Raw genomic sequence first — 22,308 nt, 5'->3', positions numbered from 1 at the left:
ACACTAGCCTCCCGGCCTCCCGACTGCTCGTAAATCTTGCAACTGTCACTACACGGTGGCCGCCGAAGCCCCGGCGCAAGTCTCTACGTGCGTCCGGACAAGCCCTTGAGCTGTCAGTCCCGGACCGTGGAGAACGTACCGTTTCTGGGAACCAACGGGAGCTGCACCGGCAACGATGGAGGGATTATGTCCAGCTCCGCGCTCTGGACCTGGGATTTCCAAGCCAACGCGTACCGTATTCCCTTGCCCGGTTTGGATACGCACAGGCAGCATGCGCCCCGTTTAGCTCCGATAAGCGGACGGAAGGAGGTGAAGGTGCATCCCGCTAGAAACGGGTTATGGTGACGTCACCGGAGGGGAAAGGGAAACGGGAAAGAGTAGTGCCAAGAAAGGGGGATACGATGAGACTGCCGAATCGGACGGAAGGAAGAAAGCCTATTGGCACAGGAAACGTGACATCGGTAGAGCATGGCTTCGCTCCCATGGCGGCAAAGCCCATGTTGCGCAACCTGCTGACCATGCTTCTTTGTGTTTCCATGCTCCTGCTGGCGGTCGTGCAGGCATGGGGGTCTCCGGGGCGGATGGTCCTGGTAAACGGAAAACTCCATCGGATATTGAGGAACGCTTACTCCAACAATGAACTGAGATACGCCAGGGGGCACGCCGACGGGGACTGGAAGTTCGACTCCGAGAGCATAACCCTGCCGGCGTTCACCACGCCCTGGCCGAGCCGCACCTGGATCCCCAAGTACGGAACCAATGCGGATGCCGTTGAGACGTTTGCCGCCGAGGGACTGGCCGTCTTCGATAACAAGATCTTCGTCGCCTTTACGGCCGACGCCGACGGCTCGAATCACAGTGCGGGGATGGACGCCTACGTTGCCGCCTTTGATCTGACGCCGACCACCGACGCCCCGGACGGTCACTGGCTCCTGTTTCCCGGCGGCAAGGGTGGTGGCAACACGGAGGTAGTACAGTACAACAAGGTGGCCATCGGCTCGGCCCGCGTCGACACCCCGGCCAAGGGGTGGGGCTCGGGGGCGGCGATCACCGTGTGCGACAACCAGCTTTATCTCTTCACCAATAGCGGGGTCTATACCAGCGGCGACGGCACATCCTGAACCTATCACGCCGTCCCGTTCACCACCAACACCCAGCACGAGCCGCTGGACGCAGTGACGCTCAACACGCCTGACGGCCAGAGAATCCTTGTGGCCTACGGTTACATATCCGGCCAGCACTACTATTACGATCACCTGGACGCGGTGGATTGGAACGGGAAGTTCGGCTCGCAATCCCAGTCCAAGATTCACAACGGCTCCAATGACAGCGGCCTGTACGACCCCAGCGGGCACTGGAGAGGACGGGTATCGCTGTCGGTTGGAACCAAGGCGAAAGGGAACGCAGGGGACAACGAGGATCTGGCAGCCGGTGCACTCGCCCCCGCGGTACAGCTCTTCGGACAATCAGGGGAGCAGTTCACCTCTTCCAACCACAACCCGGCACGTCATGCGGAGTACGTTTATACCTCCATCGACGGCGGCTGGGGGACCTGGACCTGGGACAGCACGCGGGTCAAGTACTTTGACCACGTAAATCCCAGCCTCATGGTCTATCCCTGGTCCGAGTTCAAGTGCAATTCCAGCTATCCCGACAGGCAGGCGGTAAGACAATATATCGCCCTCCTTGGAGGTTATAACTGGTGGATCACCGAGACTCCCTTCGCGTTTGGTTCCGATTTCCTGGTCCCACAGCACATCGACGCCGTTCCGGCCTGTACCTTCGTCGATACCGACGGCAAAACGAAGCCCACGCCTCCTCCCGCCGGGATCGAAAACGTCACGGAAAGCATCAGCAAGAAGTACTGGACCCTCGTCGGGGTGATTCTGGGCTCGCCCCCCTTCAGCCGCCAGGGGCTCCCGGAAGGGAGCAACCTCATCGGCGAGCTCTCCGGGGTGGACTTCAACAGGAGCACGACGAACACCACTGAAACCACGACGGTAATGGAGAATACGGCATCGGTATCGGTCGGCAGGAAGATAACGGTGGGGCTTCTCGATATGTTGCATTTCAGCAGGAGCTTCGATGCAACCTACAAGCACACCTGGGAGAAGGAGTCTGGAACCAAGTCGAGCGTGACGGTCGCAATTTCAGACGAACTTGGAACCGGAAAGCAGAATTACAACGTGATCGGCACGCGCGGCTGGGCGCTCTTCAGCGCACCCCACGTGTACGTGCAGAACTCGACGTTGTATGCCTACGATTACCGGACCGACGCCTCGATCGGGGGTACGGCGCTGATCGACCAGGGCACGGGCTACCAGATGGACCTGCAGACCATTTCCACCAAGGGGCGCCCGGACTACGTGCTGGAGGACTTTGATCTGCGGGATCCGGTCTCCAAAACCGCGGAGTACCCGGAGGACACCAAACCGTGGTTCAAGGGGATGGGATCGTTCAACTACGGCGACGTGTACGACAACGCCGCGAACCTCGATTACTGGATGGCGCCGAAAAATCTCGCCAACGGCGAAATCCTGAACTGGCAGAACGATGCCCGTTGGGAAACGAGGGCGGGGGACGGAGGCACGACGTGGTATCCGTGTAAATCCACGACTTCCACTTGCACCACCGACGTACTGGCCACCAGTTCCAGCAAAAGGACGATCGGCTACACCCTGGCCACGGAGAGCATGACCGGTTCGGGGCACACCAACGAGATCCAGGTGAATGCCGGCATGAGCATGGGGGGGCAAGTCGGACTCAAGGGCTTCTCGATAGGGGCTGAGAACAACATCTCGGTCGGCTACGACGGGAGGTTCAGCTGGAACACCAAGACCACCACTGGGATCGGAACGACATTGGCGGCGTACGCCACGACCCCCGCCTGCTCGGACAGGAAGTGCTTTGACCGCATGAGGATCCGGACCTACTGGCTGCACCCGGTAGCAAGCGCTGCCGCGGAAGGCAAGGTCCCATGGGTTCCTACCGCCTACAGCAGCCAGTTGCCGTGGTGCCTCACCTGGAGAATCAACATGGCCTGCCGTGTCGGCGAATACTGCGATGACGACGCCATCAGCATGGCGCTCTCCGCTCCCAATTCGTCCGGCGGCGGGATCAGCGGCACGGCCCTGCCTCCTGCCCGTGCGTTTGGCCGCATCGTCAACGGCACCGGTGGCAGCGATGGTGGCGCACCCTACAGCCACTATGTTGTCCAGGCCGGTCGCCTGGCTTGGGTAGACGAGGATGGAAGGGAGCGGCGCATTCCTATGACTGCGGAACTATTCGATCCCGCCAAAGGCGTCACCATCGAGGTCGCCGGCGGCTCGTGGTCCTCATCCGGGAATGGGTCGTGGCACCGCAGCGGGAAAGTCTGGAAGTTCCAAAGCAACCCCGGCGCGAAACCCAGCGTGAGTCTTAGCCTTGATTTCGGCTCGGCCACCTATGACCTCGCCATCGACAAGGCCGATTTCAACGGTCGCCTGCTGGCGGGCGTCACGCAAGCCAGGCTGGTGCTCGGAGTGAATCAACTGTACACGTTCTACACCGTCTTAAACCACGACATCAATCTCAGTTGGCGGTGGAACAAACCGGCCCCGGACGACCTCCGGGCGCATGTGACATCCTTTGATGGGCGTTACGACAGCACCAACCAATCGGGCAAAATGTCGCTTGCCGGCACCTTGCCCTCCGTACTGCCGGACTTCGGCGACGTTGAAATCAACGTGAACGACCATCCGTTCGTCGTTCGGCTGATCACCATGGATGGTTTCCAGGAAGCCTTCGAAACCGGCGGGGTTTTCAAGTATGCGAAGGAAGGAGTCATCCTGGAGATAGATTTTGGAAAAAGGACATGGTCCGCGACCTTCAACGAGAAAGGGTTCCACAACCTTCTTGCGCCGCGGTGGGGTACGGTACGCGCGCGGTTCGTCGTGGGTGGCGTTCCCTGGCTTACCGAGGACGGTGCCGTCGTGGACTACAGCGCGCTTTTGGAGCTCCGCCACTAGGTGATCCGATCAGGAGGGAAAAGCCTGGTAAAGGCTCTGGTACGCACAACACATGCACCTGAGGTGCCAGACCACAGAAAATAAATAGGCGCCCGGTTCATAACCGGGCGCCTATTGTTTATTTGGTTGCGGGGATAGGATTTGAACCTGTGACCTTCGGGTTATGAGGTCCCTCCAACCCTTTCCCGTTTCACCTGTGAATTCACAAACTTACAGCTATATTAAGAAGTTAGGTATCACGCCCTGCCTGCCCATGTCAACCATTTTTACCATGTTTTTCGGATTTTGGTGTACAGTTTGGTGTACAGTTTTAACTGAAATTGATAGTCGTCAACTGAAACTATTTTGACAGGCTGAAGGCTGAGGGGAATATGTCGAATGAAACCAAAGATCATCGTGATTTGTGTCCACTCCTAATCCAGCTTTATCGACCACCTACCGATCTTGATTAATCTCAAATCTTGTGCCACATGATTTGCATTCATAGGTGTGCGTATGCTCAGATACGGTGCCATCTTTCCTGGTGTAGCCCTTAGATCGCATCTTGCTTCTTGGCACATTTTCCACGTCACCTTTGCAGATTGGGCAGAACCTGATATCAGGTTGCGGGCCAGGTAGATTTGCCATATTACCCCTCCTTTGGCCAGACTTGTCGAGCAATAAAATTAAATTGGCTGATGGACATAGAGCCGCGTTCATTTCTCGATTTTGAGCCGGGCTTCGTCAACACCTGCTCAACAGCTGATCGTTCAGCCTCAAGTATTTTGATAGGCTCAAAGTTGTCATCGAGCAGCACGAGCATCACGGAGTCCCAATCGTGCGTGAGCTTGATACTTGGTACACGCTGCCCTGATTTCTTTGACGTAACGCAGCGCCCCTTGATCTGAATCTTCTTTTCCCCAGCAAGACCTTTCTGGGTAGCGTCGTGGCCTGCTTGCCTGGCATCGCAGAGCTGCAGGTTTAGTTGTCGAGCGGCTTCGTACTCTGCAACTTCTCCGGTTATCCCAAGGGGTTTGCCGGTGAGCATTTTATATTCCCATGCAAGCTTCTTTGCCTCTTGGATAATCTCGCCAAGTCGGTCGATATCTACAAGACAATTCGCTATAATCAAGCTGCTTCTCCTAGTCAACAAACTATCCACCAGCGCTGCCGCCTCCGTCACCGCTGGAGCTATAAATCCTAAATCTACCAAAAGTTATGTTTTTGGAAGAATGATTGTGCTTCTTGTTCATTAGAAATTGCGAAATCGATCAACTTATGTGCGTTATCGTCAGTTACTATTCCCCAAGAGGGAAGCTGAAGACCAATCCGCACCCAATCATTTGGCCAGACAATTGATATCCTGTCACTGAGCACTTTATCAAAGAGCAAACAATAATTCCTCTTTTCAAGATCAACCCAATATGCAAGCTCTTTAGGGTCACTCCTTCTGACATCGATTTCAACCCAGCTTCCGAACTTCCTTGCCGGTACAACCCCCTGTCTGTTGGCGACAATATAGAGTGGCCCAAACAAGGCATTCCCGCTTATTTTCCTTTCGCTAATAAAGACAATGTCCCCGTCAGCAGCTGAGCGCAATTCAGATGGCAGCTCCTGCGTGAAGGCTGTTCGGCTTACCCCGTACATCGACTTCTGCAGGCAGGCGATTAATCGTCCCAGTTCATCGGTATGAACTTTAAAAATCTTCGCCATGCAAATCACCCTTGGCCAATTTTAGTAAGAGCTTCCTCGAGCCCTTCCGAATCAAGTTCAGAAGTGATCCTTCTGATATACAGATCGACGAGATCGTAAACTGATACTTCTTTGATTTTGACATCATCAATCTGGTCAAGTTGGTGGGAGGATCGACATTTGGTAATGATCCAAACGGCCTTTTTATGTTGTCCAATGGTGATTTTTCTGCTTTTAACTTCGATTTTGTCTTTTTTTAGCTGGTCACAGAAGTTGCTGATCTGAACATTCTTCAGTTTTTCGAATTTTGACTCCAGGGTGCAATCATACAAAACTGACAAATTGCCAAAAGAGAAGTAACCATCCGCTTTCCCACGTTGATCGGTCTGTTCGTATTTGTAGGCGTCATTTATACCTATGCATTTGAGCAGCATGTATAGATCGTTCTCAAACGTCCGCCAGTCTTTTGTGCTTCCTAGATTCAGCATAAAGCCCGGAAGTAACTCACTCTTCGTGTTCACTTCGTCGCTGACCTGAAACCACCCCTCGGAGAAGCGCGCATACTGATCGGGGCAGGTTATCGGGTGTGCTATTTCTACTGAGAATTCAATTTTATTGCGATTTATGTGAAAATTATAGCTCCTCCCAATCCATGCCTTTTCAACTACTTTCGTAACAGGCTTCAATTTGATAAAAACAGTCTCAGCGCTTTCAGGTAGACTTGACGGATCAACCCCAGACTTAAGCATCCCCAGACTATACTGAGTCCGGTTGTTCCTAAGATTGTCCCAATGGTTTTCCCAGTTAGTGACCATGACATATTTCATATTCATGCCCCATAAACGACGATTTATTCTGAGTGTATTTTTACCTTGTACCCCAATGCCCTCAAAGCTTTGCTTGTGCGTCCATTCCTCGGAGGGTAGGTGTCAGGCAATGCCCAGCCGACAATTTCGCCTAAACTGCTGATGCCTAAATGCGGTATTTTGAACTCATCCAACGAAATGCACTCCCAGATTCTATCAGGAACATCTTCAATCTTTCCCCCGTAGAGAACGTGCTTCAACACATCAACAACGTTGCGATTATTATTGGTTCTTTGTACCCATAGATAATGGCCGAGAATCCTTATACGTTCTGCCTTTTCTGTGTATTGATTGGCAGGAAGACCGAAAGTGCTGTTTCTAACTCGAAGGCAGTGGTCAGTGAGCGCGTGGACTTCCTTGCAAACTTCAAGAAATTCATCTTCCGTGAGATTTTGTATCTTTCTTATGTTTAACTTGTCTTTTACAACCCGCGAGTTCCTAATGTTGGCATCCTCCCAAGAAGGTGCTGTGGGTGTCCCTTTCCACCAAGAAATTGCATTTTTCAGGGCAACCTCTGGATTCTTGGCATTTTTCTCGTGAAGTTCATGATGCGTGGCTCGTTGGCCCTGCAGCACATGGTTGTAATAGAAGGCATGCAAAAATTGATCGGCTTGTACACCTTTTGGAGTATCCTGAGGAAGCCAAGCAGGCTGATTAGACGGGCTAGACACACGGTCGGCAATGTCACGCAATATCTGCAGGGTATCGCGCCACTCCTTCAGAAAAGCATTACGTCTGCGCTCGTTACTATTTTTGGGTGGAACTTGTTGGAGTGGTGGAAGCCTGGGAATTATCCTTTTCTTGTCAAATGTAGCCTTCTCATTGCCACGTGACTTCTTGGCGTTGAATTCTTTCGATTCAAGATCGCAAATTTCATCGTAAATCTCTTTTGTCAGGGAATGCGCCCTTGCATCGACCTGTTCAAAAAAATCATCAAGCTCGGTCTCCAGATTATTTGCAATTAGATCTTCCTGTGAGAAGAATACTCCCATTTCTATATTGCCCACCCACCCGTTATCTGTAAGGTTTGCTGAGCCGATGTAGGCCCCATAGCCTCCCCACCAGATAACCTTCGGGTGAAAAATGTCAGGGACTAGCTTGCAGATGAAACTTGGGGATTTTCGGTCGAGAAAGGTTTTAAGTATATTCGTTGAGACAGGCGCGCTGCTGTCGTAACGGCCATAGAAGGTGAGAGGAACGCCATTCTTCCAGCAGTCGTCGAAAATTTTCGGATGGCCATTCGCATAAGCTATTGCCGCTTTGACCCAGATCGCATCTTTAATCGAGTTGGTGTGAATTTCTTCGAGGTAGAGGCCATTAAGGCCTCCAGCAACGATTCTCATTATAAACCTACCAGTGTGGATAATTGAGGGTTATTCCGAAGAAGAATGCACCATTTGGCAACAGCCGTAAGCTCTTCTTCAGGTCTTAGCATCTCCCGAATGCGAGCTCGAATCTGTGTCAATTCGCCCTTAACCGCAGGATTATTACCAGCACCACAGCGAGATTTCGCGTTGAGAAAATCGTTGATCAGAATGTCCATCTTCTTCCACACTTTACGACGAGCCTCTGCCAGTTCTACATGCTCATTTAGTTTGAGTCGTTTGGCTGTCTCCGTCACGCGATCCTGCTCCCACTGCAAACTACCTGGAACAGGGACCATCTTACCTTCTTCATCAAATGCGATAAGCGAGACGTCATTATCATCTATTGGATCTATGAAGTATGCGGTCTCGGATTCTTCACATCGGTTTACATACGTTGAGCATAGTGATCCATTTTTTAATGGAAACCAGCCACCCTTTTTCCTATTACCAACATTCCCGCAAAGACGAAAATTCATATAATCAAATGCTAGCCACCAATAGCCATCTCGTATTGTTTCATCAAGCTCTTTTGCCTCTTTCTTCGGGCGAAAGTGCTCAACATCATAGTGTGAATACAATTCCTTTACCTCAGAGAACCAGCATTTCCCACCTGATAAGGCCTTCAGCCAGGGCTTTAGCTTACCCCAGTGTGCGCTATGGTCATCGATATACTGGTTGCGTATCTTGGTTTGTCCGGCATCGTCAAGCCAAGCCAGTACGGCAACGAACTGTTGTGACTCGGCCAGCCAGGCATCCCAATCCGCTTGCGACCAACGCACGTCAGCCGGCAAGTCTGCATCGGTCGGCAGTTTATGCTTGAGATCAATCCAGATCACTGAGCAACCTCCTCACGCAGGATTTCGTCAATGATCGAATCGGCAATGGCGTCTTGTTCCGCCTGCTCTTCCGGGGTGAGTACAGGTTTTCTGAACTTGCGATGCTGTGACATCTTGCGGACAAAAAGCGCGTAATCCGGATCGCGGAAGTCGGCAGTTGAAAAGCCAAGGTCGGCCAATTCGGCACTCAAGCGGCTAAGCTCAGCATCCTCCTCCGCCGTGCGTGGTGTTTTCACAAACAGCTCGTTACGGCGGAACAGGCGCCGTTCGGTTTCGGTATCCAGTGTGGACGCTAAACCAAAGAGTTCACTCTTGAGCAAGCCTGTCACCCCCATCCCTTGGGGGTGAGTGTCGGGCTGATCTACCACCGTACGGTTCCCCTCACTTCGCAGGATGTGCACCTGTTCGCGTTTGAGACTCCCCACCATCATGGGGTCGTGCGTGGTGATGAGTATTTGCGACTCACCTTGCACCAGCGCTCCATCGGCTGCAGTTAATACTCCCTCGATGTCGTCAAAGTAGCGTAGCTTCCAGATCGGGTTGAGGTGAGTATCGGGCTCATCAAGCAGGAAAAGGCAGTGGTCTTCGCGGGTGATGCGCATCAGCCCCAGCACAGTAAGCATTTGCAGCTCACCTTCCGACAGCTGGGTAAAACTCACCTTACCACCGTGCTCGTCGCGCTTCTTCACGGTAATGCGCACTTCGTCGATGAGGTCGCCGATGTAGGCTCCCTCTGCGTAACGGAAGAAGCTGTCAGTACTGCCGACCAGTTCCCCCAGTTGTTTGAGCTTCTCCTGGCTAGACACATAGAGGTAGAGCTGTTTTTGTCTCTCGGTGCGGCCCCGGAAATCGATTGGTTTGGTCGCCTCCTGCTCAATAGGCGCCCAGGCCACCTGCCAGAGCTTGTCGAGAAATTCGCTAACTACGTTGCCGCGTGCATACCAAAAGCGAGGATCACCTTCATTGAGTTCATTCTCATCGAACCTGCCGCTGCGTCGCTTTTCGCGCAGGTAATAAGGTTCCTTCAGCACGAATAGAGCCGATTCCAATGATTCGATATGCAGGTTACTCATCACTTTCTTGAAAACCGGATCATCCGAAAGCAGGCATGCCAACAGCACCAGCTGGCTGTGTCCGCCACGACAGTAAAACAGGCGACGTAGCCGGTCATCTCCCAATTTCCTCAGGCTGCTCTGCTGGCGTTTTTGGGTGGCTTCGATAGCCTGAATATCTGAGGCTGAAGCCGAGAAATTGCTGAGGAGTTGCGCAGGCAATACTTCATCCGTCGGCTTTTCCATGCGGCGGATAAAGCGTTGTTGGTGTTCCTTGAAGAGCGTTTCAATACGCTCGTTGCGGCCGGAGTAATAGGCGAAGATGTGGGTCGGCAGCAACCGAGGACCACGCCGTTCGTCACGAGGCACTTTGTCAGGCGGATCGTTCTTGATGAGATAGTCCTGTGATTTCTGCTCTCCGTCCACCCAGACAAATGGCCGTTTCTGCTTTGAGATGTCTGCCTCTATGCGTACGGAATGGCCACGAATGCTGTACTCCAGGGTGTAATCGAAGGGGGCCTCACGGTCGAGATCGATATCGCGAAAGATGGTAATGAGGGCTTCGATCAGGTTGGACTTGCCGGTGCCGTTTTGACCAATCAGGGCGTGGCTGCGGATTGACAGTGGAGGGGTATCTGCTGAGGAATCGGCTGCAGCCTCCAGGTGGGTGTTGAACACAATCTCCATATCCCGCAGGTTACGGAAGATTGGAATGCGTAGGCGTTGCAGTTGCATTTTAGGCCCCCGCCGCAGTGGTGGACTTCTCGCGCATCTCTGCCACAGAGGGTTCCAGAATCCAGCCGTAGGCAACTTCAATCTTAAGCTGGGCGTAAAAGGCATCGATCTCGCCGCCGAAACGTTGCCACAGGTCATTGGCGCCCATTTCGCCATTGTTGCGAGCGAGAATCGTGGCCAACGGGGCCTGGGCTTTGATGTCGGGTGCTTTGCCAAGTCGTAGCGGGGCAATTAGTTCAGTTTGGGGAACTTTCACGGATTTGTCCTCTTCTTGTTCGGTCGTAACACCGGTGATGCCGGAAACAGCTGCATTAGCGAAGTGACTGGATAATTCCGATGAATAGTGCAACTGCGCTTCCAGCGAGGCACATAATTTAATCAGCGACTTAAACCGCTCAACGATGCGGTTCTGTTCTTCAATGCTCGGCAACAGGATTTGAAGACCAAGCACCTCTTCTCTGCCGATCCCGGGAATAGCAATTCCAAATTTCTGCGCTTGAAATTTTCTCTTTGCGGAATCGATGCAAATGGACAAATAAACGCTGTTAACATGGCCAAGAGGCCGAATCGCCATCAATTGCCTGCTTATAGCAAGCTCTTCCAGATCACATCGCGCAGTTTTTCCGACCCCTGAACCTTTTACCGTGATGAGGATGTCCCCGGTTCTTGCTATAGAGCGCCGCTCATTTGTCCATTTGCAAGGACATGGGCGGCTATCCTTAAATTCGGCAGGACCGGTTATGTAAGGAATTCCATCATGAAGCGTGTTGTATTCATCTGGTGACAAGTGCTGCCCTGAAACTAGCTTCACAATATGGCCAAGTGCAAGACGAGCACGTTTATTTTCGTGTATTGGTTTTGGTAACGCGCCGATCTCTCGCAATTCTCTGGCATTTAGCTCTGCACGTTGCTGAGCGCTTATTGCTTCAAGAATTTCCACAGGATTACCATCATCACTGCGTGGCTCAGACAATAGACAATTGGCTGCTAAATCAAGAATCAGATCCTTGAGGTCGGAAACATCCTCCTGAGTCTGAAACAACCTTCCAAAATTTTCGGTAAGAAGCGAATAGGTGGTTTGCAGTTCGTGCGGACTGGTAGCGGCAGCGACGGCTTTCAGTGTGGACTGACGCAGGCTGTTCTGCAGCGTGCGGCGATCCTGTTGCTGCCCTTCCAACTTATCGCACAAGGCCATCAGCTCATCGACTTTGGCGACGATGCGAGATTGTTCTTTGACTGGGGGCAGAGGGATTTCGAATTGTTCAAGCACTTTCTTGCTGAGGCCTTCACGCGCCATTCCTACTTGACGCCCCCAGATCATTGCTTGGACGAACGGAGAGAGTAAACATAGGTGCAAATAATCTCGAATGTCCGGATCAGTTGGACGAATAATCGAGACATGTTGGCTCACATTAGCTTCTCCAATATCGGTGGGAACCAATGCACAGCGTCCCAATGATGCACCTGTTATATTTAAAAGGATATCTGTGCTCTGAACCGCAGTGCCTGACATGCGGAGGTGTTCCCCTGGGGTAATGAATGCGACATCATCAAACCTAATTCCATCATTCCAAATATTTTGAGAGCGAAGAAAGGATATTCCTTCTTTAACGTATACTTCTCGACCGCCTCGAGGTGTAGAGCCTGATCCTATTTTAGTCGTTATTCTACCTAGCCGTACAAACGTCCAACCAGAGGGTAACTGGTAGGGCTGATCATCTTTCGGTATCTGGGCAAAGGCTGTTTGCTTAGAAATTTTTTTTTGCTTCACTAATTCGATCTTCTGAGCATCGTTTCGAGAAAGCCATTCTAAAATAGGCTCGTCCGTGGTCTGCTGCTTCACTAGCTTGCCCTGCACAGCGAAAGAGAGAACCATCTCCCGCAACCGCGCCACGCCTCCCGGCGCATTGGCAATATACCCAAACTCGGCCAAGAACCGCTGTGCATCCATCAGGCTTCCTCACCAACGAAATGATGCGCCAAAGCAGCAGCCAATTCGCTTTTCAACTGATTCTCGGTCTCCTCAATCTGCCCCAGAAGGGTTTTGAATTTTTCCAGCAACACGTCGGGATCGTGGCTCTCTTCTTCCGGGGCGTTGGGATTCTTTAGGTCGAGGTTGTAGATGGGCCAGTAGAGACGGTCACCGGCGGCCTGGGCATCGCGGGCTTGAAGCCTCAACGACTCGGCTTGCTCGCGCAGGGCAACAATCTGGGCTTCCACTTTTTCCCGATATGTAGCATCGGTGCAACCAACCAGGCTGCTCTTCATGTCACGCGCTTCATTTTCCAGTGCAGCAGCCTCATTATTCAACTGCTCGGCCCGTTGCCAGTGCGGCGCAGCCGCCGCCTCTGCCTGTTCGCGTTTGGTTTTGAAGTCTACCTTCCAGGCAAACTCGTTTGGCTCGCGGTCGGCAAAGTCGTTTTCTTCGCTCCCCCACCACTCCTGCTCGGGCTTGAACTCCTCGAAACGGATCGGCTTCGTCTTGGAGTAGCTCTTGTACCCCGACGGGTAAGGATGCTCGTAAAACCAGATGGTGTCGGTATGGAAATTCTCGGTGCCGTCGACTATCACTGCGCCTTTGGTGAAGAAGAGCAGGTTGGTTTTGATGGTGGTATAGGGCGCAAAAACGCCTTTGGGCAGTCGTACAACGGTGTGAAGCTTACAGTCACGCAGGAGCAGTTTTTTCAACGTACCCTTGATGCCGTCGCCAAACAGAAACCCATCTGGGAGAACGACAGCATAGAGAACATAATCAGCTCGCCTTGGACCGCCCTTAGCCTCAGGATTCTTGATGCGGGCCGCCATCTTTCCACGTACTGCGACACGCCCGTCCGTCAGCTTCACCTCTTCTCGAAATTGGCCCTGGGTCCAGCCCGATTTCAGAATCGCAGGCGTAATGAACTTACTGCAGATGTCGCGTTCGCTGAGTTCTTTTTTGTCCATAAAGAAACCCTATTAAAGGATTAGTTCATACTTTACCGCTCGCCCCTGCCCTTCTCTTCGCATTATCCCAATTTCAGTCAGCTGATCCAGTTCGCGGAAAGCCGTGGCGCGGCTGCAGTGGGTCATAGAAGCATACTTCAAGGTCGTCATCCCTCCCTCGAACCCTCCAAGGCCTTCATCAAGAAGACGGTTGATGACTTTCTTCTGGCGATCCTTCAGTTTTTCGTGGGCATGAGTCCGCCAAAATTCCGACTTGGAGAAAACACCATTAAGAATGTCCTCGGAACGCCCAATGGCTCTTGCAAAGCTGCCGAGAAACCAAGCCAGCCAGTCGGTGATGTCGCAGGTGCCCTTCTGCGACCTCTCCAGGATGTCATAATAACCTTCCCGCTCTGCCATGATCTGAGTGGAGAGGCTATAGTAACGAACCCGCTGCATATCGTCCTGGGCAAGGCCAAGATCGGTGAGGGCACGGGCAATTCGCCCGTTACCGTCCTCGAAGGGGTGAATGGTGACAAACCAGAAATGGGCGACGGCGGCCCGGATTATCCCTTCAACCTGTCCCTTACTCTCATCCCACCACGACAGGAAGCGTCCCATTTCCTTGTCCACTCGTTTAGACGGGGGGGCCTCGAAATGGGAGGCAGGAGGGACGTTGGTAACTTGTGTAACTTATTAACGTTACGCGAAAGAGGGGTCCTAGACTAGGCCACACCGCTATTTATGTCAAAGGGTTTTTTAACCAACTGCAATAGGTGAGAAGGTGGGAAAAGGTTGAAAGGATAATACGCAAAAAAGGCACTTGGCTGATTCAGCCAAGTGCCTTGTAGTGTTTTGGTTGCGGGGACAGGATTTGAACCTGTGACCTTCGGGTTATGAGCCCGACGAGCTACCAGACTGCTCCACCCCGCGTCATGAACAACTCGACCTTTATACAGTACCCGCCAGCTCAAGTCAATGTAAACATTACCCTGACTTCTTTTTCTCAGGAAGACTGCTTGAAGTCAGCAGCCCGCAGCTGGGGCGAATGATTATTCGCTCCGGGACCTTTGCTTAATTACTTCTTCACTGTAAGCCTTTGACGAACAACCTCGAACAGGAAGATCCCACCGGCAACTGATGCGTTCAGCGAGTTCACGCCTCCCTGAAGCGGAATGCTCACCACTTCGTCACACCCTTTTCGGACCAGAGGACGGATCCCCTCCCCTTCTCCACCGATGACAAGGGCTACGCGGCCGGTGAAGTCCTGCTGGTATAAAGTGCTCCTGGCGGAACCGTCGGCTCCATAGATCCAGAAGCCTGCTTTTTTCAGACTCTCAAGGGCTTGGGAGATGTTGGTCACCTGTGCTACGGGAACGGTCTCGGTGGCGCCCGCGGAGGACTTCTCGACTACGGCGGTGACGCCTGCGGCGCGATCTTTCGGGATCACGACGGCATGCGCGCCGGCACAGGCAGCGCTACGGATCAGGGCCCCTAGGTTATGCGGGTCCTGCACGCTGTCGAGCACCAGGATGAGCCCGTTCGGATTGCCTTCAAGTCCTTCAAGCACATCGTCGAGATCGGCATAAGGGAACGGTTCCACCTTCAGGGCGACGCCCTGGTGGTGTTCGGTGCCGCACAGGCGGCTGAGATCGCCTTTCTCGCGCTGGCGCACCGGGATCTTCTTTTCGGCGGCAAGCTTCAGGAGTTTCTCCAGGCGCTTGTCGGCGCTGGTGCCGGCAACGAAAAGTTCGAAGATCTTGCGCGAGCCCCTGACGGCTTCCATGACCGGGTTCAGGCCGTAGATGATTTCTTCTTTTGACATGGTTCCCTCAAAATAGGCGGAGCTTCCTCACATAATGGGGAAGCTCCTTCATTTCTACTTCGCGTCCTATCCGGACGCGGTTAGTGTTGATTGTAGGTAAATCGAGTACGACTGCTAGCCAGCTACGATCTCGTCGACGATCTTCTGGGCGGCTTCGGCAGGATTTTCGGCAGCGGCGATGGGACGGCCGATGACGAGGTAGTCGGAGCCTGCCTTGACCGCTTCGGCCGGGGTCATGATGCGCTTTTGGTCGTCGGCGGAGGCAAAGCTCGGACGGACTCCGGGGGTGACGACGAGGAAGTCCTTGCCGCAGGCTTCGCGGATGAGCCCAACTTCCTGCGGGGAGGCGACGACACCGTCGACGCCTGCGCTCTTGGCAAGTTTGGCCAGTTTCACCACCATCTCGGGAACCGGGAGATCGATGCCGATGCCGCGCAGGGTTTCCTCGTTGGAGGAGGTGAGCACGGTGATGGCGAGAACCTTCGGACGCGGCGTGCAACCGGAGAAGTTCTTGTCGAGGGTCTCCATGGTCTTGTTCATCATCTCGTAACCGCCCATCGCGTGCACGTCGCAGAGCTGGACGCCCAAGTGGCCTGCTTCGAGGGCGGCCATGGCCACGGTGTTCGGGATGTCGTGGTATTTCAGGTCGAGGAAGACCTCGCCGCCGCACTTCTGGATCATGCGGACCGCTGCGGGGCCGCAGGCGGTGTAAAGCTGCTTGCCGACCTTGAACATGCCGACGTGCTGGGAAAGGAGCTCGGCCCAGTACTGGACGTGGCTGAATTCCTTGACGTCCATGGCAAAAATGATCTTCTTGATTGCTTCTTCTCTGGTCATCGATTTTATCCCTTAGACGATTTGGGCAGAGCTAGCCACGCCCTCACCCCTTCCCCTCTCCCGCCTGCGGGCCGAAGCCCTACGGTGGGCGAAGGCCCGAAGGGCGAGGGGATGTTATCTGTTTGAGTGTCAGACCCGCAACGCCTCTTTAACGGCTGCCTTCACCTTGGCTACGGCTTCGGCTATGGGCAGGATCTCCACTTCGCCGCTTCTTCTCTCTTTCAGCTCAACCTTGCCTTCTGCCAGCGTCTTGGCGCCGACCACAATCCTGAGCGGAATGCCGATCAGGTCGGCGTCCTTGAACTTGAAGCCCGGGCGCTCGTCGCGGTCGTCGAGCAGCACTTCCACGCCAGCTTCCAGGAGTTCGTTGTAGATCTGCTCGGAGGCGGCCTTCACTTCGTCATCCTTCGCGGACAGCGCGGAGACGATGCAGTGGAAAGGTGCGATGGGAATCGGGAAAATGATGCCGTTCTCGTCATGGTTTTGTTCGATGCAGGCGGCGACGGTACGGCCGATGCCGATGCCGTAGCACCCCATGAAGATGATCTGCTCCTTGCCGTTGGCGTCGAGGAAGCTCGCGTTCAGGGCCTTGGAGTACTTGGTCCCGAGCTTGAAGACGTGGCCGACTTCGATGCCGCGCCAGATCTCGAGCTTGCCGCTGTCGCAGCGCGGGCAGGGGTCGCCGATCACGACGTTCCTGATGTCGACGTACCCTTCCACGCTGAAATCGCGCCCGATGTTGACGTTCTTCAGGTGCATGTCGGCGGCGTTCGCGCCGGTGACGAAATTGTGCATCCCCTCCAGCGAGAGGTCGGCTACCACCTTCACCTTGCCGGCGAGGCCGACGGGACCAGCGTAGCCGGTGGGAGCACCGGTCACCTTGAGGACGACGTCGTCCTCGGCCATTTCGATCTCAGCGGCGCCCAGGTGGTTCTTCAGCTTGATCTCGTTCAGGTCGTAGTCGCCGCGCAGCAGGGCAACCACCGGCTCGCCGTCGGCGACGAGCACGAGGGTCTTCACCACCTGGGTCGCGTTGACGCCGAGGAACGCGGAGACTTCCTCGATGCTCTTCTGCCCCGGAGTGGCGATGCGCTCCATGGGACGGGGATCGGCGTGTTCCGCTGCCGCGCTCTTCCTGGTCTCGGCCTTCTCCATGTTTGCCGCGTACTCACAGCAGGAACAGGAGACGATGGCGTCTTCACCGGAGTCGGCAAGCACCATGAACTCGTGGGAGTAGTTGCCGCCGATGGTGCCGGTGTCGGCCTCGACGGCACGGAACTTAAGCCCGCAACGTTCGAAGATGCGGCGGTAGGCCTTGTACATTTTCTCGTAGGAAACGTCGGCACCCGCCTCGTTCACGTCGAAGGAGTACGCGTCCTTCATGATGAACTCGCGGCCGCGCATGAGGCCGAAGCGCGGGCGGATCTCGTCGCGGAACTTACCCTGGATCTGGTACAGGTTGATGGGCATCTGCCGGTAGCTCCTGATCTCCTTGCGGATCAGGTCGGTGATGACCTCCTCGTGGGTCGGTCCCATGCAGAACTCGGCGTCCTTCCTGTCCTTGAAGCGCAGCAGTTCTTTGCCGTAGAAGTCCCAGCGGCCCGATTCCTTCCAGAGCTCGGCCGGCTGCACGGCGGGCATGAGGAGCTCGATGGCCCCTGCCCGGTTCATCTCCTCGCGGACGATCTGCTCCACCTTGCGGATGGAGCGTAGCCCCAGCGGCAGGTAGTTGTAGATGCCGGCGGCAAGTTTCCTGATCATGCCGGCGCGCAGCATCAGCTTGTGGGAGATGACCTCCGCATCGGAAGGGGTTTCCTTAACGGTGGGGATAAAGTACTGGGAGTAACGCATAGTTCGACCTCTTTATGAATTTAAAAAACACTTTAAGCTTTCGACGTTGCCTTCAGGACTTCTTCAATGAGTGCGTCAGCCAGTTGGTCCTGGGGGACCTTGCGCAGGATCTCGCCGTGCTTGAAGAGAAGCCCCTCGCCCCTGCCGCCCGCTATGCCGAAATCAGCTTCACGCGCCTCGCCGGGACCGTTGACCGAGCACCCCATGACGGCAACGGTGATATTGCTCTCCACGTAGGCCAGGCGCCGCTCCACTTCCTCGGCGACCGGGATGAGATCTACCTGGCACCTGCCGCAGGTCGGACAGGAGACGAAGTTGATGCCGCGCTGTCTGATGCCGAGCGACTTCAGGATGTCATATGCGACGCGCACCTCGTGTACCGGATCGCCGGTGAGCGACACGCGCATGGTGTCGCCGATTCCCTGGTGCAACAGGATACCCAGGCCCACTGAGGACTTGATAGTCCCGGAGAAGACGGTGCCCGCCTCGGTGACGCCGATGTGCAGCGGGTAGTCGACCGCGTCGGAGAGGAGCCGGTAGGCCTCCAGCGTCCTCAGTACGTCGGACACCTTGATGGAGATCTTGATCTCCCGGTAGTTGAGCTCTTCGAGGATGCGGACGTGCCCGAGTGCGGACTCAACCATCGCTTCCGGGGTCGGGTGCCCGTACTTGACCAGGAGTTCCTTCTCCAGCGAACCGCCGTTCACGCCGATACGGATCGGGATTTGTCTTTCGGCGGCCGCCTTGACCACCTCGGCGACCTTCCAGCGCTCGCCGATGTTGCCTGGGTTGAGGCGCAGGCCGTCCACGCCGGATTCGAGCGCCTGCAGGGCGAGCTTGTAGTCGAAGTGGATGTCGGCGATGAGCGGCATGGGGCTCCCCGCCTTGATTGCGGCGAGGGCCTTTGCGGCATCCATGTCGGGCACCGCGCAGCGCACTATCTCGCACCCTGCCTCGGCGAGGCGACCTATCTGTTCCAGTGTCGCGGCAACGTTCCTTGTGTCGGTGGAACACATGGACTGAACCGAGCAAGGAGCGCCGCCACCGATCGGCACGTTTCCTATCATGATCTGCCGGGTGAGTTTTTTCATAGCGGGACATAGTAGCTAAATCTATGGGGAAAAGCAAGGAGGATAACCCCTCCGCTGTTGCAGTAAACAGGCTGCGACAGTCCGCAAATTCCCACGCCACTTATCAGCGGGGGGACTATACTGTGCCTATTGGAGGTAAAAGACACAGGAGGTAGCTGTCATGAGTAAACTCGATCTGCTCAATCCAACAAACAGCACAGTCATCTTCATCGACTTCCAGCCTCAGATGACTTTCGGAGTAGCAAGCATAGACAGGCAGACCCTTATGAACAACGTGATCCTGTTGGCAAAGGCCGCCAGGATCTTCCGCGTCCCCACCATCCTCACCACCGTCGAGACCAAGAGCTTCTCAGGCAACATGTGGCCCCAGCTCCTGGACATATTCCCGGACAACGACATCATCGAGCGGAGTTCCATGAATTCCTGGGATGATCCGAAATTCGTAGAAGCGGTGCAGGCCGCGGGGCGCAACAAGCTGATCATGGCCGCACTCTGGACCGAGGTCTGCCTCGCCTACCCGACGCTCGATGCCATGAAGGCGGGGTACGAAGTGTACGCCGTGGAGGACGCCTCCGGGGGAACCAGCGTGGTCGCCCATAACGCGGCGATGCGTCGCATCGAGCAGGCGGGAGCCGTGCCGATGACTGCACTGCAGGTGATGCTCGAGTACCAGAGAACGTGGGCGCGCAAGGAGACCTACGACGAAGTGATTGCGGCGGTGAAGGAGCATGGCGGCGCGTACGGCCAGGGGGTCGAGTACGCCTACACCATGGTGCACGGGGCGCCGGCAAGCCGCACCGTTTCCTCGAAATAGCAAACCGGCAGGCAAGGGATCTACCCCTTGCCTGCTTTTTTTCGGGAGGTAACGCTGATGAAGGGACCTGACCTGATTATATATAACGGCAGGATCAGCACGCTGGACGCACAACGTCCCGAAGTCACCGCCGTCGCGATCAGCGACGGCAAGGTGGAGGGTCTAGGCGGGGAGGAACTGATCGCTGATGCCGACGAACATACGCAAAGGATCGATGCAGCGGGACGGCGGATAATCCCGGGGCTGAACGACTCACATATTCACGTCATCCGGGGCGGGCTCAACTTCAACATGGAGCTGCGCTGGGATGGGGTGCCGTCGCTGGCGCTCGCCCTTGAGATGCTGAAAGAGCAGGCGAAACGGACCCCGCCGCCGCAATGGGTGCGGGTGATCGGCGGCTGGACCGAGTTCCAGTTCAAGGAGCGACGCATGCCCACCCTGGAGGAGCTGAACCTGGCGGCGCCCGACACCCCGGTATTCGTGCTGCACCTATACGACCGCGCCCTGGTGAACCGGGCGGCGCTGCATGTTCTGGGTTACGGCAAGGATACGCCTGACCCGCCGGGTGGGGTGATCGAGCGGGACAGAAACGGCAACCCGACCGGACTTTTGATTGCGAAACCGAACGCCATGCTGCTATACGCGAGCCTCGCCAAGGGGCCGAAGCTCTCCTTCGAGGACCAGATGAACTCGACGCGCCATTTTCTCAGGGAGTTGAACCGGCTCGGGCTCACGAGCGCCATCGATGCCGGAGGCGGCTTCCAGAACTACCCGGACGACTACCGGGTGATCAACGAGCTTGCCGGCCGGGAGGAACTGCCGCTGCGCATCGCGTACAACCTCTTCACCCAGCACCCCAAAGGGGAACTCGCCGATTTTTCGGAGTGGGTAACCATGACGGGACCCGGACAGGGGGACGATTTCCTGCGCATGAACGGGGCGGGCGAGATGCTGGTGTTCTCGGCGGCGGATTTCGAGGACTTCCTGGAACCTCGCCCGGACCTCCCGTCGGATATGGAGGGAGAGCTCGTGCAGGTGGTACGACTTCTGGTCGAGAAGCGCTGGCCCTTCAGACTCCACGCCACCTACGACGAGTCGATCACGCGCTTCCTCGACGTTTTCGAGGCGGTGCACCGCGTGGTTCCTTTCGCAGGGCTCCGTTGGTTCTTCGATCACGCGGAGACTATCTCGGCCAGGAATCTGGAGCGGGTCGCCGCACTCGGCGGCGGTATCGCGACCCAGAACCGCATGGCCTTCCAAGGCGAATATTTCCTGGAACGCTACGGCGAGCGGCTCACGTCACACGCTCCCCCCATAAGGTCCATGCTGGAGATGGGGATTCCGGTGGGAGCTGGTACCGACGCGACGCGGGTGTCGAGCTACAATCCTTGGCTCTCGCTTTACTGGATGGTGAGCGGGCGAACCATTGGCGGAAGCATCCTTTACCCCGAACAGAACCGGCTGACCCGCATGGAGGCCCTCACCCTGTACACACGCGGGAGCAGCTGGTTTTCCCAGGAGGAGGGGAAAAAAGGTTCCCTCGCTCCGGGCGCGCTAGCCGACCTCGCCGTGCTCTCGTCCGATTACTTCACGGTTCCCGAGGAGGAGATCAAAGGGATCGAGTCCGTGCTTACCGTCGTCGGCGGGAAGGTGGTGTACGGCGGAGAGGAGTTCGGCAACCTGGTCCCGCCCCTACCGGTGAGCCCGGACTGGTCGCCGGTGGGTCGGTACGGGGGGTATCACAAAGTGGATGGGCAAGCCGAGGTGCAGCCCCTGCATAGGGGGCACGCCCACGCCTCGTTGCAGAGGGGATGGCACTTCCCACCCCCTGGATGCGACTGCTTCGTGTATTAAAGCGTCACCTGTGCGCGTAGAGACCTAGGAGCTCGGTCTGTGCCAGGATTTTCCCCCTCATGGCAAGGTCGAGCTCTTTTCTCGTGCTGTTGGAGGGAAGGTTCAGACGTTCGGAGAGTGCGTAGAGGCGGAAGTAGTAACGGTGCTGCCCGGACGGCGGGCATGGGCCGCCGTAGCCTTTGCGTCGCCAGCTGTTCATCCCCTGCTCGGCCCCGTGGGGAACGCCACCCTGCGCGATTTCCCTGGTGGCGGGATCGATATTCCAGAGCACCCAGTGCACCCAGGTGCCCGCTGGTGCGTCGGGGTCGTCCATGATGAGGGCAAGGGATCTGGCTTCGCCGGGGACTCCGGAGATGGCAAAGGGCGGGCTCGTGTCGGAGCCGTCACAGGTAAAGGCGGCGGGAATGCGGGCCGAGTGACTGAACGCCGAACTGATCAGTTTCATCTGCGACATCTTTGCCTCCTTTGCCTGCAGCGGCAATGCGGCGCACAACATCCCCACCACAAGGAACAGCAGCTGCTTTCTCAGGCTGGCCATGATCTCCTCCCAGGCTTAAATCTTTCTCGACTCGTCTCTCTC

17 protein-coding genes, 1 tRNA gene and 1 pseudogene are annotated in these 22,308 nt (G+C 55.6%); 4 read left to right on the top strand and 15 right to left on the bottom strand.

Annotation, left to right across the window (positions count from 1 at the left end; all coding sequences use genetic code 11):
* Positions 1-401 precede the first annotated feature (401 nt).
* Both E4633_RS14535 and E4633_RS14530 read left to right on the top strand, forming a co-directional pair.
* Positions 402-1,121 (top strand): hypothetical protein, encoded by a 720-nt coding sequence (locus tag E4633_RS14535; protein WP_135871203.1) that lies wholly within the window; start codon positions 402-404, stop codon positions 1,119-1,121.
* 90 nt (positions 1,122-1,211) lie between these two features.
* Positions 1,212-4,007 carry a hypothetical protein gene (locus E4633_RS14530; protein WP_135871201.1) on the top strand — a complete coding sequence of 932 codons (2,796 nt, stop codon included), beginning with the start codon at positions 1,212-1,214 and terminating at the stop codon, positions 4,005-4,007.
* Positions 4,008-4,635: 628 nt separating this feature from the next.
* Here E4633_RS14530 and E4633_RS14525 read toward each other — a convergent pair.
* The 14 genes and pseudogenes from E4633_RS14525 to ispG all read right to left on the bottom strand — a co-directional run bounded on the left by E4633_RS14525 (position 4,636) and on the right by ispG (position 19,060).
* Positions 4,636-5,118, bottom strand: a complete 483-nt coding sequence (locus E4633_RS14525) for a hypothetical protein (protein WP_198419451.1) — start codon at positions 5,116-5,118, stop codon at positions 4,636-4,638.
* Positions 5,119-5,192: 74 nt separating this feature from the next.
* Entirely contained in the window at positions 5,193-5,699 is a 507-nt protein-coding gene (locus tag E4633_RS14520; protein ID WP_135871199.1) for a hypothetical protein, read from the bottom strand.
* Between the two features lie 5 nt (positions 5,700-5,704).
* Positions 5,705-6,505 (bottom strand): hypothetical protein, encoded by an 801-nt coding sequence (locus E4633_RS14515; RefSeq protein ID WP_135871197.1) that lies wholly within the window; start codon positions 6,503-6,505, stop codon positions 5,705-5,707.
* A 23-nt stretch (positions 6,506-6,528) separates the two neighbouring features.
* Entirely contained in the window at positions 6,529-7,887 is a 1,359-nt protein-coding gene (locus tag E4633_RS14510) for a phospholipase D-like domain-containing protein (RefSeq protein WP_135871195.1), read from the bottom strand.
* Complete coding sequence (locus E4633_RS14505) at positions 7,887-8,747, bottom strand: HNH endonuclease family protein (RefSeq protein ID WP_135871194.1); 861 nt, start codon at positions 8,745-8,747, stop codon at positions 7,887-7,889. The genes E4633_RS14510 and E4633_RS14505 overlap by 1 nt, the downstream gene beginning before the upstream one ends.
* A complete protein-coding gene (locus E4633_RS14500; protein WP_135871192.1) occupies positions 8,744-10,534 on the bottom strand; it encodes an AAA family ATPase in 1,791 nt (596 codons plus the stop codon). Before E4633_RS14500 ends, E4633_RS14505 begins: the two co-directional genes overlap by 4 nt.
* Before the next feature lies 1 nt (position 10,535).
* The gene (locus E4633_RS14495; protein WP_135871190.1) at positions 10,536-12,485 is read right to left on the bottom strand and encodes a restriction endonuclease subunit S; all 1,950 of its coding nucleotides are present in this window, start codon (positions 12,483-12,485) and stop codon (positions 10,536-10,538) included.
* Positions 12,485-13,477 carry an N-6 DNA methylase gene (locus tag E4633_RS14490; protein ID WP_198419450.1) on the bottom strand — a complete coding sequence of 331 codons (993 nt, stop codon included), beginning with the start codon at positions 13,475-13,477 and terminating at the stop codon, positions 12,485-12,487. Before E4633_RS14490 ends, E4633_RS14495 begins: the two co-directional genes overlap by 1 nt.
* Positions 13,478-13,489: 12 nt before the next feature.
* Positions 13,490-14,107: pseudogene (locus E4633_RS14485) on the bottom strand (Fic family protein); the annotation flags it as partial.
* 205 nt (positions 14,108-14,312) lie between these two features.
* A tRNA-Met gene (locus E4633_RS14480) sits at positions 14,313-14,389 on the bottom strand.
* Positions 14,390-14,534: 145 nt separating this feature from the next.
* Positions 14,535-15,281 carry a 23S rRNA (guanosine(2251)-2'-O)-methyltransferase RlmB gene (rlmB, locus tag E4633_RS14475; RefSeq protein ID WP_135871189.1) on the bottom strand — a complete coding sequence of 249 codons (747 nt, stop codon included), beginning with the start codon at positions 15,279-15,281 and terminating at the stop codon, positions 14,535-14,537.
* Positions 15,282-15,395: 114 nt separating this feature from the next.
* A complete protein-coding gene (gene pyrF, locus E4633_RS14470) occupies positions 15,396-16,118 on the bottom strand; it encodes an orotidine-5'-phosphate decarboxylase (RefSeq protein WP_129126492.1) in 723 nt (240 codons plus the stop codon).
* 129 nt (positions 16,119-16,247) lie between these two features.
* Positions 16,248-17,969, bottom strand: a complete 1,722-nt coding sequence (locus E4633_RS14465; protein ID WP_135871187.1) for a proline--tRNA ligase — start codon at positions 17,967-17,969, stop codon at positions 16,248-16,250.
* 32 nt (positions 17,970-18,001) lie between these two features.
* Positions 18,002-19,060 (bottom strand): flavodoxin-dependent (E)-4-hydroxy-3-methylbut-2-enyl-diphosphate synthase, encoded by a 1,059-nt coding sequence (gene ispG, locus E4633_RS14460; RefSeq protein WP_135871185.1) that lies wholly within the window; start codon positions 19,058-19,060, stop codon positions 18,002-18,004.
* Between the two features lie 160 nt (positions 19,061-19,220).
* Here ispG and E4633_RS14455 point away from each other — a divergent pair, with 160 nt between their 5' ends.
* Together E4633_RS14455 and E4633_RS14450 are read left to right on the top strand one after the other, a co-directional pair.
* Positions 19,221-19,874, top strand: coding sequence for a hydrolase (locus tag E4633_RS14455; protein WP_135871183.1), 654 nt, complete (start codon positions 19,221-19,223; stop codon positions 19,872-19,874).
* 57 nt (positions 19,875-19,931) lie between these two features.
* Positions 19,932-21,728, top strand: a complete 1,797-nt coding sequence (locus E4633_RS14450; protein ID WP_135871180.1) for an amidohydrolase — start codon at positions 19,932-19,934, stop codon at positions 21,726-21,728.
* Positions 21,729-21,732: 4 nt separating this feature from the next.
* On the opposite strand, the gene E4633_RS14445 is transcribed toward E4633_RS14450, so the two are convergent.
* Positions 21,733-22,266: a YbhB/YbcL family Raf kinase inhibitor-like protein gene (locus E4633_RS14445; RefSeq protein WP_198419449.1), complete on the bottom strand. Its 534-nt coding sequence runs from the start codon at positions 22,264-22,266 to the stop codon at positions 21,733-21,735.
* Positions 22,267-22,308 lie beyond the last annotated feature (42 nt).

This window comes from Geomonas terrae, from assembly GCF_004791675.1.
Lineage (GTDB): Bacteria > Desulfobacterota > Desulfuromonadia > Geobacterales > Geobacteraceae > Geomonas > Geomonas edaphica.
Note: the sequence above shows the minus strand (reverse complement) of the source record. Positions and strands in the feature narration are given on the sequence as shown.

What these genes read in the sequence shown, in the direction of transcription:
- E4633_RS14510 (WP_135871195.1), bottom strand. Translation starts at nt 7,887, where the DNA reads ATGAGAATCGTTGCTGGAGGCCTTAATGGCCTCTACCTCGAAGAAATT.
- E4633_RS14445 (WP_198419449.1), bottom strand. Translation starts at nt 22,266, where the DNA reads ATGGCCAGCCTGAGAAAGCAGCTGCTGTTCCTTGTGGTGGGGATGTTG.
- rlmB (WP_135871189.1), bottom strand. Translation starts at nt 15,281, where the DNA reads ATGTCAAAAGAAGAAATCATCTACGGCCTGAACCCGGTCATGGAAGCC.
- E4633_RS14450 (WP_135871180.1), top strand. Translation starts at nt 19,932, where the DNA reads ATGAAGGGACCTGACCTGATTATATATAACGGCAGGATCAGCACGCTG.
- E4633_RS14465 (WP_135871187.1), bottom strand. Translation starts at nt 17,969, where the DNA reads ATGCGTTACTCCCAGTACTTTATCCCCACCGTTAAGGAAACCCCTTCC.
- E4633_RS14500 (WP_135871192.1), bottom strand. Translation starts at nt 10,534, where the DNA reads ATGCAACTGCAACGCCTACGCATTCCAATCTTCCGTAACCTGCGGGAT.
- E4633_RS14535 (WP_135871203.1), top strand. Translation starts at nt 402, where the DNA reads ATGAGACTGCCGAATCGGACGGAAGGAAGAAAGCCTATTGGCACAGGA.
- E4633_RS14490 (WP_198419450.1), bottom strand. Translation starts at nt 13,477, where the DNA reads ATGGACAAAAAAGAACTCAGCGAACGCGACATCTGCAGTAAGTTCATT.
- E4633_RS14495 (WP_135871190.1), bottom strand. Translation starts at nt 12,485, where the DNA reads ATGGATGCACAGCGGTTCTTGGCCGAGTTTGGGTATATTGCCAATGCG.
- E4633_RS14455 (WP_135871183.1), top strand. Translation starts at nt 19,221, where the DNA reads ATGAGTAAACTCGATCTGCTCAATCCAACAAACAGCACAGTCATCTTC.
- E4633_RS14515 (WP_135871197.1), bottom strand. Translation starts at nt 6,505, where the DNA reads ATGAAATATGTCATGGTCACTAACTGGGAAAACCATTGGGACAATCTT.
- pyrF (WP_129126492.1), bottom strand. Translation starts at nt 16,118, where the DNA reads ATGACCAGAGAAGAAGCAATCAAGAAGATCATTTTTGCCATGGACGTC.
- E4633_RS14520 (WP_135871199.1), bottom strand. Translation starts at nt 5,699, where the DNA reads ATGGCGAAGATTTTTAAAGTTCATACCGATGAACTGGGACGATTAATC.
- ispG (WP_135871185.1), bottom strand. Translation starts at nt 19,060, where the DNA reads ATGAAAAAACTCACCCGGCAGATCATGATAGGAAACGTGCCGATCGGT.